We start from the raw sequence: 16543 nt of genomic DNA, 5'->3' as shown, positions 1-16543 counted from the left end.
TAAGGAAGGAAGGGATTTCTGATGCTGATTCCAGTCATTATTGCCGGTGGCACTGGCTCGCGCCTGTGGCCGCTGTCTCGCTCTCATTACCCCAAGCAACTGCTACGCCTGAATGGCGAGTTCAGCATGCTTCAGGCCACATTCCTGAGGCTACCAGCGGATCTGCGCGCCGTACGCCCCATTGTCGTCTGCAATCAAGAGCATCGTTTTCTGGTGGCAGAGCAGCTTGGCGATATCGGAATAGAAGCAGACATCCTTCTTGAGCCCTGCGGACGCAATACCGCCCCGGCAGTCGCCCTTGCCGCACTGCAGGCTCGTCAACGGGACACTAATGCCAAAATCTTTGTCTGCCCGGCGGATCACGCTATCCGCAACCCGGAAGCACTGGAAGCCGCCATCAAAACCGGATACCAGGCTGCCGAGAGCGGGCTGCTGGTGACTTTCGGCATTCAACCCAACCGGCCCGAAACCGGTTACGGCTATATATGTATGGGGGAATCCCGGGGTGAGCATCACCTGATTGAACGTTTTGTCGAAAAACCGGATGCCGCCACTGCCCAGCGGTTTGTCGAAGACGGTAACTATTTGTGGAACAGCGGCATGTTCCTGTTCCGCGCCGAACGCTATCTTCAGGAGCTGCGTGAACACCACCCGCAAATGCTGGCCCATTGCACTCACTCCCTTCTGCAAGGCGCTGCAGACCTGGATTTCATCCGCCTGGATGAGAGCAGCTTTGCCCGCTGCGAAGACCTCTCCATTGATTATGCCATCATGGAGCACACCCGAGATGGCGCCGTGGTGCCGGTGGAACTGTTCTGGAATGATCTCGGCTCCTGGCAATCCCTGTGGGATCACCTGGAGAAAGACGGTGACGGAAACCATCTGCGCGGCGATATCATCAGCCATGGCAGCAGCAATAGCCTGGCCATGAGCGATGAGCGTCTGGTCGCCCTGCTCGGTGTCGAGGATCTCGTGGTGGTAGACACACCCGATGCCATCCTGGTGGCCCACAAGAGCCAGGCCCAGGAGGTGAAGCGAATCACCGACACCCTCAAGGCACGCAAACGCCCGGAAACTGAGAACCACCGCCTGGTACACCGCCCCTGGGGCAAATACGACTCTGTGGACAAGGGCCACCGCTATCAGGTGAAGCACATTACCGTGAAGCCCGGCGAGCAACTGTCCGTGCAGATGCATCATCACCGTGCCGAGCACTGGATTGTGGTGTCTGGCACCGCCAAGGTCACCTGCGGGCAGAACACCTTTCTGGTCGCTGAAAACCAGTCAACGTTTATCCCCATTGGCGAGGTGCACTCGTTGGAGAACCCGGGACGCATCCCTCTTGAGCTGATTGAGGTCCAGTCCGGCACCTATCTTGGCGAAGATGACATCATTCGCATCAGTGACCGTTACCACCGAGAGGACGCCAGCGAAAAAGTGGCGCAGCTACCATGAGCACTGCCTGCTTCAAGGCCTATGATATCCGCGGCAAGATCGGCGAGGAGCTCAACGAGGACATGGCCTGGCGAATTGGCCGGGCCATGGCCGACTGGCTCAAGGCCCGCAGCATTGTCGTCGGCGCCGACATGCGGCTGAGCTCCCCCGCGCTTTGTAATGCCCTCTGCGAGGGCATCATGAGCAGCGGTGCAGATGTGGTGGATATCGGCCTGAGCGGCACGGAGGAGGTGTATTTCGGCACCGTCTTCCATCAGGCTGATGGCGGCGTTCAGATCACCGCCAGCCACAACCCTGCAGACTACAACGGCATGAAGTTGGTCCGCCGCGGGGCCAGCCCTATCAGCGGCGATACAGGGCTGTTCGAGATCCGGGACCGAGTGATTGAAAACCGCTTCCCGGACACCGGCATCCGTGGCATCCGCCATCGCCGCACCGATAAACGCCCCTACATTGACCACCTGCTTCATCTGGTGGACTGCCAGCCCCTTGATGGCTTTTGCATGGTCAGCAATGCGGGTAACGGCGCCATTGGTCCCGCACTGGACGTACTGCAGGAAGCGCTGGCGCAGAAGGGAATTCATCCTCTGCTCCACCGTTATCAAGACACCCCGGACGGAACCTTCCCCAATGGGGTACCCAATCCGTTGCTACCGGAAAACCGGGCGGAGACCAGCCAGGCGGTGATCCGTCATGGCGCCCAGCTGGGCGTGGCCTTCGACGGCGACTTTGATCGCTGTTTCTTTTTTGATGAGCATGGCGACTTTGTTGAGAGCTATTACATCATCGGCCTGCTGGCCAACGCCCTGCTCGCCCGCCAACCCGGCAGCACCATTATCCACGACCCACGCCTGACCTGGAGCACCATCGATACGGTGCAGAAAGCCGGCGGCCACCCCCTGCAGAGCAAAACCGGCCATGCCTTCATCAAGGAGCGCATGCGCAAGGACAACGCCCTGTACGGGGGCGAAATGAGTGGCCACCACTACTTCAGGGACTTCCATTACTGCGACTCAGGCATCCTGCCCTGGCTACACCTGTCCCGCCTGCTGGCTGAATCCGGGCAGCCTCTGTCTGCGCTGGTGCGAGAGCGCGCCAACCGCTACCCGGTTTCCGGTGAAATCAACTTCTCGGTACCCGACAGCGGCGCAGCGCTGCGCAGCATCCTCGACCAGTATGGCCACATTGCCCTGAATCAGGACGACACTGACGGGGTGAGCCTGGAGTTCAGCGACTGGCGCTTCAACGTGCGGGCCTCCAATACCGAACCGCTGATCCGCCTGAACGTAGAAACCCGCGCCAACCCGGAGCTGCTGGTCAGCAAGACCCGGGAGTTGAGCAGCCTGCTGAGGAGCGCATCATGAACAGACTCCTCACCGCACTGTTCGCTGTTTTATCACTGCTCTCCCTGCAGCCAGCCATGGCGGCAGTGAAGCTCACGCCCATCTATGCCAATGAAGCCAGCAACTGGCCACTGGAAACCTTTGCCGCCAATGGCCTGTTCCGTCAGATTGCCCACTACCAGCAGGGCCACCCGCAAGCCATCGTGCTCAATAGCGGTGAATACAGCCTTGACCAGCTCGCCCAACAACTTGGCCCCCGCACCCTGAGTCATTCAGATACCGGCTGGACTCTTCACTATCCGCTGGTGATTGGCCCTGGTGCCCGACTAACCCTGTCAGACAGCAACCTGTTCATCGAAGGGCGCCATGGCGGCTGTCTGATCAACCGCGGTGAACTGGTCATCGAGCACAGCACCATTACCAGCAATGGCGACCGGAGCAGTGGATTCATTCACGGCTGGGGGGGCTCCACCACGCGCATCCTCAACAGCGCGCTAATCGCCCTTGGCCGCGCCGACTATCGCGCCAACGGCGTCAGCGTAGCCCGTCACCGCTACCAGGATAGTGGCGCCCCTGCACGGCTTTATATTGTGGATTCGCAGTTCCGCAACCTTTATCGCGGTTTGGATGCTGAGGCAGGCAGTCAGGTGAGCATCAGCGGGCTTACCGTCAGCGGTAGCCGTGAGCAGGGCCTGGTGCTGCAAAGCAGCCGGGCGAGGATCGAACGTCTGGTGGTCAGCAATGCCGGAGGACACGGCTTGCGGGCAGGGGGCTACGCCGCGCTGGATTTGAAGGATAGCGTGCTTCGTCACAACGCCGGGAGCGGCATTCTGCTTGAGAACCACAACGGCGAAGTGCACATTTCCAGCGTTACCAGCGAAAACAACCTGGAGTATGGCGCCCAGATCAAGAGCCTGCGCGGACAGCACACTACCCTGATGAAAGCCCTCACCCTGAGAAACAACGGCAGTGATGGCCTACGTCTTGACGGAAGTATGGAGGTCAGTATTGAAGAGGCCAATATCAGCCACAATCAACGCTATGCCATCTCGATTCAGGCGGCCCCGGGGCACGAAGTCAACGGCAGCATGAGCAACCTGCGCCTGCACAAGAATCATCTGGCTGCACTGCAGACGAGCGGCGAAGGCAAACTGGAAATCAGCGGCGTCAGTCTTCGCCACGCCAGCAACCGGGGAAAATATCTGGCAGGCAACCTGGCCGATCAGGAAGCCGATGTGCTACCGCCATTGCTGCAAGGAAAAAAAGTCGCCATTCGCTTCACTGAGATGCTTCCCACAAGCCCGCTAGCGAGCCTCCAGTAAACCGGGAGCCAAAACGATCCCCATCCCCTGCTGGCAACGGCAGGCGATCCGGAAAACGATGTGCGTAAACCGGCCACCAGGCCATCTTGCTGTCATCAATGGCCACCTGCTTTTGCGCAAAGGAGGCTCCCTTCCCATCTCCCGCCCAGAAATGCACCACCTGCTGGGCCAGAGCATGTAACTGCGCACCATTCCCGCCGTACAGATTCAAACCATTACGGGTGCCGGCCTCTGCCATCAAGATCAATGGGGTGATGGCAAAAGCGTGATATTCCTCCGCCCGCTTACCGCGGGCCGCCTCCCTGGGCAACACCACGCCTCCCTGGCGCGGGGTAATCTGACCAATAGCCAACCAGTACCCCTCCTCCGCCCACACAAGCCGCGCCGGGTCATCCAGCACCAACGCCGCTGCCATGACCGCCCAGGAGGACCAGTAATCATGGTTATTGTACAAATCCATCCGCTGCCGCCGGGGCTCCGCATGGGCCTGTACCCGGTCAGCCAGTCGTCCCAGCCAGTTACGCTGAGCCTCGCTGATCTGCCAATCCGTCAGCGCCTGGGCTTTCATCATGTTGGTGGCTAGCGCCGACAGAAACCATTTACGCACCGCCTCCCCCTGCTTGCTGGCATCTCGCTGGGCAAGAGCATTGGCCTGGGCCCATGGCTCAAGCGCCTCGGCAAAACAGGTTTTTGCTGCTGCGCGGACAGCGGGACGGGGATCCCGCATATACTCTGTAACCTGCCCCAGAAAAGACAGGTAGCCGTAAATATCCTCTACCTGCGCCTCGTACTGCCTGGCGGCCTTGCGGTCCAGAGTATCCTTGCTCGACCGCGCTTGATCATACTTGCTGCCCATAGCCAAAGGCCCGGCATAAGGGGGATAGCCCCGGAGTTGCGCCTCGCAGCGAGTCAGCGCCCGTGAGTCAGGTGCCCCCGTACTCTGGGGCTGGCGATCAAAGAGCGGCACCAGCGAAGCCTGACCACAGCCCGAAATCATGCCCAGAACAAGTGCTGTCAGTAGTCGCACAGTGACACCTCCACCTCCATGGCCGCCGCCACTGGTTGTTCAAATTCCAACAGCACCGATAACAGATTGCTGTGCCGGGAGGGAGGATCCAGGCGCAGCATGAAACGTCCTGTGTCCAGTCGTGCAGGGCGGCGAATGCGGATTTTTTCGCGCTGGCCGTCATCGTAATAAGCCAGCACATAGAATTGCTTGAAGTTACTGTCCGAGAAGTTCATGTCCAGCAGCAGATGATCCTTGCCAGCGGTCAAGTGCCGGTTTTGCCCGGAGTTAGCCAGTACTTCTGCACGCTCGTCGATACTGGCGACAGGGACAGTGACTTTTTCACTGGCAAGAAGGGTCTGGTCGGCACAGCCTCCTGATGCTTCAGGGAGAAGCTGTCGCCAAACCACCTGATCCTCCAGCGCATAGCTCACAGGCAGTTCCCAGATCAGGTAGCGAAACTGGCCACTCTGATAAGCATCTGACAGCAGCAAGTCTTCCAGCGACCCTGTCGCCCCACCACCGGTCATGGCAAAGTTGACGATATCGCGGCTGAGGTATTGCTGCAGATAGCCATGGAAATTGTAGTTCTTGTAGCGTTCATCACGATTATCGGAATTACTGGTGCCCACCAGCGCAATTGCCGGAGCGGCCACATCGCCAAACAAGGCATCAGCACTGTCGATCCTCTCCACTGGCGAGGTGACCGCCCCACGCACCCACTGGAAACCATAGGCATTGCCGCAGACACTGCTGACGGCCACATTCATGGTGCCCATCTTTCGCAGCAGGATATCCGGTTGGGTCTCGAACGCTATTTCCGGCAGTTCGTCGAGAGCAGGCTCCGCCAGCATCGCAGCAGCCACCTGGCGGGCACTCACATCCGCGCCATAGGGAGTCCAGTGGTGATCACGACGGAAAAAATACTCCTTCTCGTGCTGCCCGGTCAGCACCGGCTCCATGTCTGGCACGATGGCCCCAAGCGCTCTCAAAGTGTGCGCTTTTTTCAGAAAAGAATGCCTGGCCGCCGCAAGAGAGTACTGCTCTTGCCAGGGCGACAGCAAAGCATCCGAATGCATCAGACCGCGAGTAGGCTGCAGCATCACGACCAGCCTAACGCCGCGCTGGGCAAGCCGGCTAACCAGCTCGGCAAAGGCGGCCTGGCTGGCCTCATCGAGGTGAAAAGATTGCTGTAAATCGACCTCGCTGCGGAAATACCAGTAAGTCTCACCGGCAATCAATTGCCGCATGCTGGCCATGCTTCCTGCAGCATAGGTGGCCGGATCAGACAGTGCCTCACAAGTGAATGGGGGCTTCAGAAACGCGCCCCGCAACACCGCCTCCTCCTCTGCGTCATCGTTACCCGCATGGCTGGTGTTCGGCTCCGCTGCTGCGAGAGCGGCCATGGCGAGGCCACCTCCAATCAGCAGCCAGCGAACCCGATCAGGGAGTTGTCGTAGCCACATGGGTTTCCTCCAGGCGGGCTTCCGCGCCGCTGCTGCCCGGGGTGACCAGTACGGTATAGACTCGCCCACGCTGTAACACCACTTCCTGCAGCGGCAGCTCGGCGCCGCTATCCAGGGCCACTTTCAGCGAGACCTTGACGCCGTTGATCTGGCGTTCACCACTAGTGCCCGACAACAAAGGGCCGATCACATTAACCGCGCCGTTACTGGTCTGCAGTGAGGCGGGCTGGGTAGACAGGTTATACATCACCAGCAACGCCTTGAGGCGGCTGTTGAAGTACGTGTCCTGATGGGGCACCAGTGAAGCGCCATCAAACACCAGCGTCTGCACCGACCGCTTCTCGAAGCTAAATGTGAATGGCTTGTCGTTGACCTTCAACTGCGCCTCACCCGCAGGCCGGTAGAGATAGTCGCCTGCCTGACCTGGCGCCAGCGACTGACGCCATTCATCCATGGCCACCGTTGTCTGCACCTGAGAGATATTCACCACCCTGATAAAAGCCGAATCAGGTGGCGCAGCCATTTCATACAACCCTTCGTTACCGTCCTGAGCCGCCCACACCGGCAAGCTCAGCAGTATGGTCAGAATCATGAGCCATACACGCATGACGTTCCCCCTCCACAATCGGTTCCATTGATTGAATCAGCGCCCTTTCCGGCACCTCCCAAAGCACATACTTCACCCGCTCATCCCTGGCGGCGGGGTCGGTGATAAACTCTCGCATGGCCGCAAACGGCCCCTCGGCCTCCAGCGCATAGACCAGTACATCCTCGCCCAGCTGCTGTTTCAGGAAACCCGGGAAGTGCCACTCATCCATCGCGCTATAGCTGGTGCCCACCAACGCCACCGGCGGCATGTCATCACCGAGCAAGGCAGCGGCATCCTGAGCCTGACCCAGAGCGGACGTTTCATAGCGCACCAGTAACTCCTCCCGCTCAGGACCCAAGCCCCGGCTGGTCGGGAGATAGCGAAGCAAGTCTCCTTCATAAGGTTCCACCGCGACTTGCTGGGTCTGAAAGCGTTGAGTAGACGCAAGCGCCAGTGTTGATGCCACCCCCGCCGCCACCACTTCAGCGCCGTAGGGGCTCCAGTGGGTATCCGTGCGCATGAAGACGGCATCCTTACTCGCGGCCCGCTGCATCAATGGCAAGGTATCCAGCCAGGGAATTCGGGAGGCGCTTAGTGCAGAAGTGATTTGCTGATAGAGCGAGTCCATGCCTGTAGACACTGAGCGATCGCTCCACTTTGCATAAATACGACGCTTGGCGGGCACAGGTATCAGCAGCACCTCCTTGCCCATCGCTTCAAGCGCGCATACCGTCAGCGCCAGCTCATCCAGGTTCTTCGCCAACACCTGCTCACTGCGACGATCGAAGTAATACTCTTCTCGGGTAAAGAGCCAGTCCTTCTCCCCCACCAGAACCCCCGGCCGACCGGCGTGAAAGAGCAGGAAGCTGGCATCCGCCCAGAGGGAAATCGAGGGCTCTCGGAGTACAAACTGCTCATCCACGTGACGCTCCAGCTTGCGTACCAGCTCACCCTTGCGGAACTGCTCCCAGGCGGCCGGCTCCGTGACGAAGAAGTGCCCGACGGGGTACAACAATGACAACAACCCAGAAAAAATGACGACCAGGAATAGCCAGCCATTGACCAGAGAAGCTTTTTTCATGGCAATCATGGCGAGCTCCTGTCAGAACTGGAAATAGAGAAAGGGAGAGAACGACTCGGCCGACAGCCGGGTCACCGCCAAAGCAAAACCACACCATAACAACGGGACACGCCAGCCACTGACATCCTGGTATACGTTGCCCTTGTCGAGCCCCAGGTAGAAGCGCTTGTTGTAGTAAGCACTGGCTCGATCCCAGAACATGGCCACCACGCAGAAAAACAGCGTCATTGGCGACACCCACAGGGCGAGGTTGTGCAAACTCCCCCAGCCATTCATGCCCAGCAGGCCGGACATGATTCGCCAGGCATCTGTCACATTAGCGGCCAGGAACAATGGCCAGATAAACCACAGGAAGGCCAATGCCCGGTAGTTCTTCCAAAGGGAATACGGCGTCGACATGGTAGTCACCCAGCCGAACCGCCGCTCCAGCACCATCATCCCTCCCAGTGCTGCACCCCACAGGACAAAGGCCAGATCCGCCCCGTGCCACAAGCCCGCCAGTGTCAGCGTGGTAAACGTTGCTGCGGACACGGGCCAGCCGAGCGTCTTCTTCAATGGCCGGTAGAGATAATCCCGCAGCCACTGTGACAGGGTGATGTGCCATCGCTGCCAGAACTCCGTCACGCTCTGGCATATAAACGGCTGGTTGAAGTTTTCCTGAAACTTGAAGCCCATCATCATGCCAAGCCCGATGGCCATATCCGAGTAACCGGAAAAATCGAAGTACAACTGCAAGGTCGATACCACGACACCAAACACGCTATCCACAAAGCCGGGCTCGGGGGCCGCCATCAGGTAGCTCGCCACTGGAGCAATACTGTCAGCAATCAGCACCTTCTTGATAAAGCCCAAGAGGAAACGGCTTGCCCCCAACGAGAACAGCTCCATGGAATGGGTTCGCTGTTCAAACTGTCGTTCCAGATTCCGGTAGCGCAAAATCGGGCCGGCAATAAGCTGCGGAAAGAAAGAAATAAACGCGGCAAAGTTGATAAAACTGCGCGTTGGCCTGGCATCCCCGCGGTAGACATCCACCAGATAAGCCAATGCCTGGAACGTATAAAAGGAAATTCCCAGAGGAAGGATGATTTTCTCAAGGAAAAAGGGATTGAGGCCTACCGACACCATCATCGCGCTGATGCTGTCTACACCGAAGTTGGCGTACTTGAAGTAGCCCAGCGCAGCCAGGTCACCCGCCACCCCAAGCACCAGCCAATAGAAACAGCGCGGATGCTCCCGAAACCGGTGAATGATCAGCGCGAACACATAATTCCACAGGGTGATGGCCACAAACAGCAGCAGGAAATCCGGACGCCACCAAGCGTAGAACAGATAACTACCCAACAGAATGGTCAGATTTCGCCCGCGCATTGGTGTCAGGTAGTAGGCCGCGAGAAAAAGCGGCAGGAACAAAAATACAAATAGATTGGATGAAAAGACCATCGTTACCACCTCCCTGCGATAACAAACAGAATCTGGTGAATCTGTTCCGGCCTTTCATAGGCATCGCCCATGTCAAAAGCGGAATAACTGAGTCTTGCGGAAAGCTGCATCTGGCGGCGCTCAGACAAGGCCAGGGGAAATGACTGCCACCCCAGCGCCACATTCACCACATTGCCCAGGTGAGCCTCCCCCTCCACCAGCGGATTACTGATTGGACTGCTGACCCGCACAGACGTGTTTAACCTTTGCAACGAGCCGGCCAGTAACTCCAGCTCGGCACGAGGCCATAGTTGCTGCCGGTACCAGGCTGCAGCGAAAGCCAGGTTTCTCATTTCATAGTCGAGCAAATCTCCCAGCACGCCGGATGACAGATCCGCCACCCCCGGACGCCGGTTGCTCTGCACCCGGCTTTGGAAAAAACCGTCGTTCACCTCATAGTCTGGTTCGTCCGTGGTGGCGGCACGCACTCCCAGTGCGGGGCGCCAGCTTAAACTGTCGATGCGGCCATAAAGCTCCCCCTGAACCATATAACCCTGCACTGTATCCTCACTTTCGATACGGCTACCCCGGCCATCAATCGCATAGCGCTGCAACTCGCCTTCCTGAAACAAACCGTTGATGGTGTAGCCAAGTGCAGGGGCATACCCTCCCTCCCCATGCAGCCTTACCCCTGCCCAGTAGCCAGTGAAATCCCGCACATCCAGAAGATCATCGAGCCTCTCCACCTGCGCCCCGGATCTGTCATCCTGATAATGCAGTTGCAAATCCCACCAGTGCCCCGGCAGCCACTGCTTGCCCACGCCCGCCAGCACCCGAAAGATATCTTCATCTCGCGGATCCAGATCGGAATCATCTGAGCGAAAAGTCGCCACCTGCTGACCGGCAACCAGGTGCGCCCGCCAGAGACTCGCCCGGTAATCCAGATTCAGACTTTCAAGAGGGAGGTCCCAGATGATGCCCTCTTCATCCTTGTAGGACTGCCGCCCCATCGCCAGCGATAACGATGGCGAGCCAAACAGCATACGGCGGCGAACCCAGGCATCACGCAATTCCGCGTAATGCTCATCCTCGCGGATGCGGCCATTTTCATCAGCCTGCAGGCTACTGGGGCGCCCCACGGCTACCAACAACTTGGCGCGCAGCTGGGCATCCCAGCGATGCCACTCGGTATCGCCACTGCGCCAATAGTAGCGAGGCTCATACCGCAGTAACCCGTTTGCCTCGGTCTGCTCATCGATATAAAGCTTGAGATAGTCAGGTGACTCACCGGCACTGAAGTACAACCGCTGGTCATAGGTATGTACCGGCAGCGGTGCAGCTTCGGCCACCATGGCGGCAGAGGCCAGCAGCACGGCGGTTGCTCTAGTGCGTAATCGCGACATGAAACTGCCCCTCCAGCCAGCGGCGACGCTGTTCAACCAATTCCCGGGCGGCCTGCTCTCCGGCGGGCTGAAGACTTTCCGGAAGTGCGAGTCGCTCCCTGGCTTCTTCCCGGGCGGTCCTCGGCAACAGGACCTTGCTCGCCTCCTTGTGGGCATACGCCCTGATCGGGTCACGCATCACGCCACGACCACGGAGATAGAGATCAGCCAGGGCCTCATCCCCCTGCGCAATTCCCGCTTCTGCTGCGCGAGTGTAGTATTCCACCGCTTTATCCATGTCTGCCTCCCCCAGGAAGCCGCTCTCGTAAAGCGTCCCCAATGGCATCAACGCCTGTGTCATATCCTGCTTAACCAGATCTTCCAGATCCGCACGGGCGCGCTCCGGCCTGAGTGCATACCAGAGCGACTGCAGATCCCCCTGCGCCCGATAGAACATCGCCGCCGCCGGATCTTTCGGCAACAGCTCGGCCACCGTGTCGGTGAACGCCTCATGGCTGTAGAAATCGGGCCAGGCCAGCATGTAGCGAAGTTGCTCTGACAACGCCAACGACTCCCCTTTATCCACCGCCCTTTGCAGCCAGCGCATCACGGAGGGGTCATGCTCCGCCTTGATCGCATTGGCCTTGATGAGGGTCGCCACCCGCAGGCAGTAGGCGCCATCCAGCGACACATCCCCCTCCAGGTTTTGCATCAGCGCCACAAACCGCTCCGGCTCACCGTTGTTCCAGTGCATGTCCTGCAGGTATTCCACGGCTCTCGGATCACGATGCAGCGCCAGGCTGTAAAGCATTTCTGCCTGTTCGAATTCCCCGCGGTGCTGGGCGTAGCGCCCCGCATAGGTTTCGAAATAACAGTCAATAACGCAGCTACGACGGTACAGTCGAAGCCACTCCTGCCACTCCTTGTCCGTGGCCGCGCCGGGGTACAGCACCACCACATCCAGTGCCAGCTGCAGATCCTGCGGACTTTCACGGGGCCGGAGTGGCGCAAGCACCTCTCGGGCACGGGTTTCACCAAAGGCGAGACTGCCCTGATAGCGTTTGAACAGTCGCAAGCTGGCGGGACCTGCACGGTACTCCTGCTGACGCCAGGCACGCTGATACCATTTCATGGCGTCTGCTGGATCCGACCCCTGATCACCCGCAATCAGCTTGCCGTATTCCACCTGCGCGGCCGCATCCCCCGCCTCTGCCAGCTCACGTAACTGCTGGCGTGCTTCAGCGGTGTTACCCTGGGCAAGCAAATAACGGGCAGTGCTGGTATCCGCCGGCATCTGGCAGCCGGCAAGCAGGGCCACCAGACCGATGGTCAGAGAACGGGAAGCCATGACGGATGCACCGTGACACTGACAGGCTGGTTCTGGGCAGAGGACGGCAACACACGTTCGGCAGCGATCTGCATTCGCAACATGCCACTTTCCTCATCTCGCACCAGCTGGGTAATCGTGGCACCGGCATCGGTTTGCCCATCCAGATAGCGCACGGTGACCGCATCGCCAACGGCCGCACCCAGCTCGTCGGCACTGCCGCCAAACAGCGCCGTGATGGATGCAGGGCCACTGGGATCCACCAACTCCATCAACAGGCTGTCCTTGTGAACAAACTCGCCGTCCTTAATCAGCAACTCTGCAATTTCACAATCACAGGGGCTGTTCAACGTGACATCAAACACCGCTGCATCCAGCAGGGCGCGAACCTTGTCCGGGTCCAGACTATCCAGTAACACTCCGTTATTAAGTCGCGCGACCAAACGCGATGACACCGTCAGCAGCGGCTGCCCCTGCTCCACCCGGGTAGCGCCCTCCGGCAACAGCATCTGTACATAACCGTTTTCCGGCATTCGCACCGTCTTGCCGGGCATGGACACCCAGGCATCATCGGCACGGGTTAGAAAGGCATGCTGATAGAGCTTGTAGGCCACCACCATGAACGCCAGTAAACCGGCGGCGAAGAACAGCACGCTGCCAAACATGGCACGAGAACGGTCCCAGCGAGTTCGGGCAACCGGGTTTTGCTTGCTCTTGCGAGTGGCCACATAATTTTCGCGCTTCATGTTGTCGATCACGTCATCCAGCTCGGTGAGTTCACCGGCCAGATAGTTGCTGATCAACAAGCGCAGCAAATCCGTATTCTGCTGATCGATGACGGTGTACTGACCACCCACCCGCTGGCTGCCGTCCTGCTGATAGATCACCTTGAAACTGATCGGCATGGACAAATTGGCCCGCCCGAGCCGAAAGACAATCTCGCCATGACATAGCGTTCCTGGCGCCAGATTGACCTGACCAGCAATGAATGACAGGCCACCCAGTGACACATCCTCCAGAGAAAAAATCCCTTTCACCGGGCTCTGCAGACGCAGTCGCAGACTTCCCTGTAGCCTGACCCTGACGTGCTGACGCTCTTCCTGTGATTCGTGCACCTGACGAATTTTTTTCTCTTCCACGATCCTTCCCTCCATGGCAGCACCCGGTCCCCAAACCATCAGGTGCTACGCTTTGCTCTAGCTGCCGGTCAGCAGCATCATCAAACACACAAACAGGCTTCCTGCCGAAAACAACATGGTTTTTGAACTGATGCGGTTGAAGGTCGCATCAAAGCCTGCGTTCTGTACGGACAAGGTGGTTTTCTGCCGTGTCCAGCTTTGTCGGTCGAGGTGAAACATCGCAAAGATTTTCACCAGTGAACCCACCACCTGGTTGTAATACAACAGCACTGGATATAGCGGCCCTACGGGATGACAAGTCACTGTCAGCAAGGCCGCCACGAAGGTGCGCGACAATGCAATCCAGAACAGGTACACCACCAACAGCTGCCAGTTCTGCAACGACGCCATTATCAGAGCGGCGGTTAAACCGATCAGGCAGGTCCACATGCTGATTCGCTGGTCATACAACACAAAAGTGGTGAATAGCCCGAGTCGACGCCAGCCGAGACGGGTTGCGCGCAGGTTCTGGCGCAGTGAGTTCCCATACCAGCGAAACATCAGCTGCAAGGTAGCCGGCACAAAACGATGATGAGGGGGATGTTCCACTGTCAGCGTGTGGGCATCCGGCACATAAAAAGTGTCCCAGCCCAATGTCATCAGGGAGTTCCAGCTGGACTTGTCGTCACCAGTGAGAAACTGAAACCGACCCAGACGCCAGTGCTGGAGGTGATCGGACTCCACATCGGCAATAAATTCCGGTGCGGTGAGCACCGCTGCGCGAAAGAATGACATGCGCCCCGTCATGGTCAGCACCCGGTGCGAGAGCGCCATGGAGCACATGTTCAGGTGACGCTGGGCGAAGCGCATGGTATGCCAGTCCCGCATGACCCGACTGCCACGGACCACACACTGCTCGTTGGTGGTAAGACCACCCAGGTTCGGCATCAAGCCAAAAAAACAGACGGAGTCGCGAACACAATCCGGTGCCAGCATGGTGTCGCCATCGACCACGCCCACCACGGCATCCCGGTCTGGCATAGTGCGACTGACAGCCCGGAAGGCCAACGCCAGCCCATCACGCTTGCCAGTGCCACGGGCCCGACAGATGATCAGCTTGACGCTGCCCTGTGGATCAAACTCACGATGGCACTGCCGGATCAGGCTCTCATCAGCCCGCTCTACAATCGACACCACCACGGTGGCAGGCGTTCCGCAGCCTACCGCCTCTCGGAATACACTGGCATAGACATTCCAGGTCGTATCTGCGGGGATACGAAAGCTGGTCACCACCAGGTACACATGACTCGGCGCATAAGCCTTTGGATCGCGGACAATAGTGCGGCGCATGGCAGGAAAGGTCACCCGCATGAACCACAGTCCGCGCAGCAGATGCATGCCCCCCATGGAGTAGCGCCACAGCCCAATGGCACCGATGAGCATGATGAACTTGCGATCGCTACTATCCAGATAAGCGGGGTCGATCAGAACGGCCAGCCCCATCACCACGGATAGCCACAACAGCCATTCCCCGAGATTTTTCATGACGATTACCAGCAGATCCCTTGACGGTCTTCGCTGGAAACACCGGGGAGATAGCCACACAGATCAATCAGCAAGCGGCCACTGTTCACAGAGTCCGCCACATCCTTGAATACAGGGATCGCATGTCCGACCACCACGACGTCACTGTCCTCAACCAGCTGATCCATGTCTTCAACAAGACAATTGAACAGCTCGCCGTAGCTACTCCAAAGCTGTTCCGCCACCGGGCTGTGCTTACTGGCATAGCTGACATTGCTGTCGTAAACCGCAAGGGTATAGCCTTCTGCAAGCAGCCGGGCCGCGAGGCTAACCAGGGGGCTTTCGCGCAAGTCATCGGTACCCGGCTTAAAGCTGAGTCCCAGCATGCCCACTTTTTTCATTCCGGATCCACGGATCATGGCCATGGCCCGATCCACCTGATTGTCATTACTGCTCGACAGCGATGCCAACAATGGCGACGGTAGCGACACCTTTGCGCACCAGGCGTTCAACGCCCGAACATCTTTGGGCAAGCAGGAACCGCCATAGGCAAACCCTGGCTTCATGTAGTAACTGGACAGGTTCAGCTTATTGTCCATGCACACCACTTCCATCACCCGGCGACCATCCACACCGGCCTGTTTGGCGATGTTGCCGATTTCATTGGCAAACGACACCTTGGTGGCATGCCAGGAATTACAGGCGTACTTCACCAGCTCGGCCTCTTCCAGCGCCATCTTCACCAGCGGCGCATCAAGCCCTTCGTATAGGGCGGCCAGCGCATCTGACGCCTCTTCATTGATGCCGCCCACCACCGTCATCGGTGGGTTGAAGAAATCATAAATGGCAGTGGATTCACGCAGGAATTCGGGGTTAACGGCCAGCAGGAAATCGATGCCAGCCTTCTTGCCTGAAGCGGCCTCGAGAATAGGCAGCAGATCACCACGCACCAGCCCAGGCAGCACAGTGCTTCGAATCACGACCAGATGAACATCGTCCTTGTCGCGCAGCGCCAGACCGATATCTTCGCAGACGGCTTTCAGATAACGGGTATTCAGAAAACCGCTCTGGTCGCTCGGCGTGCCGACACAAACAAAGGACACCTGACTGTCAGCAACGGCTTGTTTGGCATCAGTGGTAGCGGTAATGCGTCCGGCTGACACACCTTCCGCCAGTAGCTCTCCCAGCTGTTCTTCAACAATGGGTGACTCACCACGCTGGACCTGGGCAACCTTTCCCTCACTGACATCCATACCAATGACGGTATGACCTTTTTTTGCGAAGCAGGCGGTGCAGACTGCGCCAACATAGCCCAGCCCAAAAATTGAGATAGTGGACATTCCCTTTCCCCGTTCGTTAGAAGCCATTTCCAACTGATTGAGCAATCACCCAATCCATGAGCTTTATCTAACGCCGGGCAAACAGAAATGTGTAGAGGGGTAACACTAAAACGGAGCACCCTTACTAGTAGGTTTTACATGCAGGTAATACTTATAGTTACTCAATTAACA

The 16543-nt window shown here is 58.3% G+C and carries 13 protein-coding genes; 3 read left to right on the top strand and 10 right to left on the bottom strand.

Features of this window, described 5'->3' with window-relative positions; all coding sequences use genetic code 11:
- Nucleotides 1-21: 21 nt before the first annotated feature.
- Genes GFN93_RS16035 through GFN93_RS16025 form a run of 3 tightly spaced genes read left to right on the top strand, consistent with a single transcriptional unit; the run spans nucleotide 22 to nucleotide 4120 of the window.
- Nucleotides 22-1455 (top strand): mannose-1-phosphate guanylyltransferase/mannose-6-phosphate isomerase, encoded by a 1434-nt coding sequence (locus GFN93_RS16035; RefSeq protein WP_153502321.1) that lies wholly within the window; start codon nucleotides 22-24, stop codon nucleotides 1453-1455.
- Complete coding sequence (locus GFN93_RS16030) at nucleotides 1452-2819, top strand: phosphohexomutase domain-containing protein (protein ID WP_153502320.1); 1368 nt, start codon at nucleotides 1452-1454, stop codon at nucleotides 2817-2819. Before GFN93_RS16035 ends, GFN93_RS16030 begins: the two co-directional genes overlap by 4 nt.
- Nucleotides 2816-4120, top strand: coding sequence for a right-handed parallel beta-helix repeat-containing protein (locus tag GFN93_RS16025; protein WP_153502319.1), 1305 nt, complete (start codon nucleotides 2816-2818; stop codon nucleotides 4118-4120). Before GFN93_RS16030 ends, GFN93_RS16025 begins: the two co-directional genes overlap by 4 nt.
- Here the strand turns inward: GFN93_RS16025 and GFN93_RS16020 are convergent.
- From GFN93_RS16020 to GFN93_RS15975, 10 genes are read right to left on the bottom strand one after another with little or no spacing between them, the layout of a single operon-like run.
- Nucleotides 4077-5147 carry an alginate lyase family protein gene (locus GFN93_RS16020; RefSeq protein WP_328594809.1) on the bottom strand — a complete coding sequence of 357 codons (1071 nt, stop codon included), beginning with the start codon at nucleotides 5145-5147 and terminating at the stop codon, nucleotides 4077-4079. The genes GFN93_RS16025 and GFN93_RS16020 overlap by 44 nt on opposite strands.
- Nucleotides 5135-6592: an alginate O-acetyltransferase AlgX-related protein gene (locus GFN93_RS16015; RefSeq protein ID WP_153502318.1), complete on the bottom strand. Its 1458-nt coding sequence runs from the start codon at nucleotides 6590-6592 to the stop codon at nucleotides 5135-5137. Before GFN93_RS16015 ends, GFN93_RS16020 begins: the two co-directional genes overlap by 13 nt.
- Complete coding sequence (locus GFN93_RS16010; RefSeq protein ID WP_153502317.1) at nucleotides 6570-7199, bottom strand: alginate O-acetyltransferase AlgF; 630 nt, start codon at nucleotides 7197-7199, stop codon at nucleotides 6570-6572. Before GFN93_RS16010 ends, GFN93_RS16015 begins: the two co-directional genes overlap by 23 nt.
- Nucleotides 7132-8271, bottom strand: a complete 1140-nt coding sequence (locus GFN93_RS16005; protein WP_153502316.1) for an alginate O-acetyltransferase — start codon at nucleotides 8269-8271, stop codon at nucleotides 7132-7134. Before GFN93_RS16005 ends, GFN93_RS16010 begins: the two co-directional genes overlap by 68 nt.
- Nucleotides 8272-8283: 12 nt before the next feature.
- Nucleotides 8284-9702 (bottom strand): MBOAT family O-acyltransferase, encoded by a 1419-nt coding sequence (locus tag GFN93_RS16000; protein ID WP_153502315.1) that lies wholly within the window; start codon nucleotides 9700-9702, stop codon nucleotides 8284-8286.
- Nucleotides 9703-9704: 2 nt separating this feature from the next.
- Entirely contained in the window at nucleotides 9705-11084 is a 1380-nt protein-coding gene (locus GFN93_RS15995) for an alginate export family protein (protein WP_153502314.1), read from the bottom strand.
- Nucleotides 11065-12411 carry a tetratricopeptide repeat protein gene (locus GFN93_RS15990; RefSeq protein ID WP_235902102.1) on the bottom strand — a complete coding sequence of 449 codons (1347 nt, stop codon included), beginning with the start codon at nucleotides 12409-12411 and terminating at the stop codon, nucleotides 11065-11067. Before GFN93_RS15990 ends, GFN93_RS15995 begins: the two co-directional genes overlap by 20 nt.
- Nucleotides 12393-13529, bottom strand: a complete 1137-nt coding sequence (locus GFN93_RS15985; protein ID WP_328594808.1) for a PilZ domain-containing protein — start codon at nucleotides 13527-13529, stop codon at nucleotides 12393-12395. Before GFN93_RS15985 ends, GFN93_RS15990 begins: the two co-directional genes overlap by 19 nt.
- A gap of 57 nt (nucleotides 13530-13586) precedes the next feature.
- Nucleotides 13587-15053: a glycosyltransferase gene (locus tag GFN93_RS15980; protein ID WP_153502312.1), complete on the bottom strand. Its 1467-nt coding sequence runs from the start codon at nucleotides 15051-15053 to the stop codon at nucleotides 13587-13589.
- A 5-nt stretch (nucleotides 15054-15058) separates the two neighbouring features.
- Nucleotides 15059-16372: a nucleotide sugar dehydrogenase gene (locus GFN93_RS15975; protein WP_153502311.1), complete on the bottom strand. Its 1314-nt coding sequence runs from the start codon at nucleotides 16370-16372 to the stop codon at nucleotides 15059-15061.
- Between the last annotated feature and the right edge of the window lie 171 nt (nucleotides 16373-16543).

Source organism: Alcanivorax sediminis (assembly GCF_009601165.1).
GTDB classification, from domain to species: domain Bacteria; phylum Pseudomonadota; class Gammaproteobacteria; order Pseudomonadales; family Alcanivoracaceae; genus Alcanivorax; species Alcanivorax sediminis.
This window is presented reverse-complemented; position numbering and strand designations above follow the sequence as displayed.

Coding starts and splice junctions, on each gene's coding strand:
- GFN93_RS16035 (WP_153502321.1), top strand. CDS start 22: ATGCTGATTCCAGTCATTATTGCCGGTGGCACTGGCTCGCGCCTGTGG.
- GFN93_RS16030 (WP_153502320.1), top strand. CDS start 1,452: ATGAGCACTGCCTGCTTCAAGGCCTATGATATCCGCGGCAAGATCGGC.
- GFN93_RS16025 (WP_153502319.1), top strand. CDS start 2,816: ATGAACAGACTCCTCACCGCACTGTTCGCTGTTTTATCACTGCTCTCC.
- GFN93_RS16015 (WP_153502318.1), bottom strand. CDS start 6,592: ATGTGGCTACGACAACTCCCTGATCGGGTTCGCTGGCTGCTGATTGGA.
- GFN93_RS16010 (WP_153502317.1), bottom strand. CDS start 7,199: ATGCGTGTATGGCTCATGATTCTGACCATACTGCTGAGCTTGCCGGTG.
- GFN93_RS16005 (WP_153502316.1), bottom strand. CDS start 8,271: ATGATTGCCATGAAAAAAGCTTCTCTGGTCAATGGCTGGCTATTCCTG.
- GFN93_RS16000 (WP_153502315.1), bottom strand. CDS start 9,702: ATGGTCTTTTCATCCAATCTATTTGTATTTTTGTTCCTGCCGCTTTTT.
- GFN93_RS15995 (WP_153502314.1), bottom strand. CDS start 11,084: ATGTCGCGATTACGCACTAGAGCAACCGCCGTGCTGCTGGCCTCTGCC.
- GFN93_RS15990 (WP_235902102.1), bottom strand. CDS start 12,411: ATGGCTTCCCGTTCTCTGACCATCGGTCTGGTGGCCCTGCTTGCCGGC.
- GFN93_RS15980 (WP_153502312.1), bottom strand. CDS start 15,053: ATGAAAAATCTCGGGGAATGGCTGTTGTGGCTATCCGTGGTGATGGGG.
- GFN93_RS15975 (WP_153502311.1), bottom strand. CDS start 16,372: ATGTCCACTATCTCAATTTTTGGGCTGGGCTATGTTGGCGCAGTCTGC.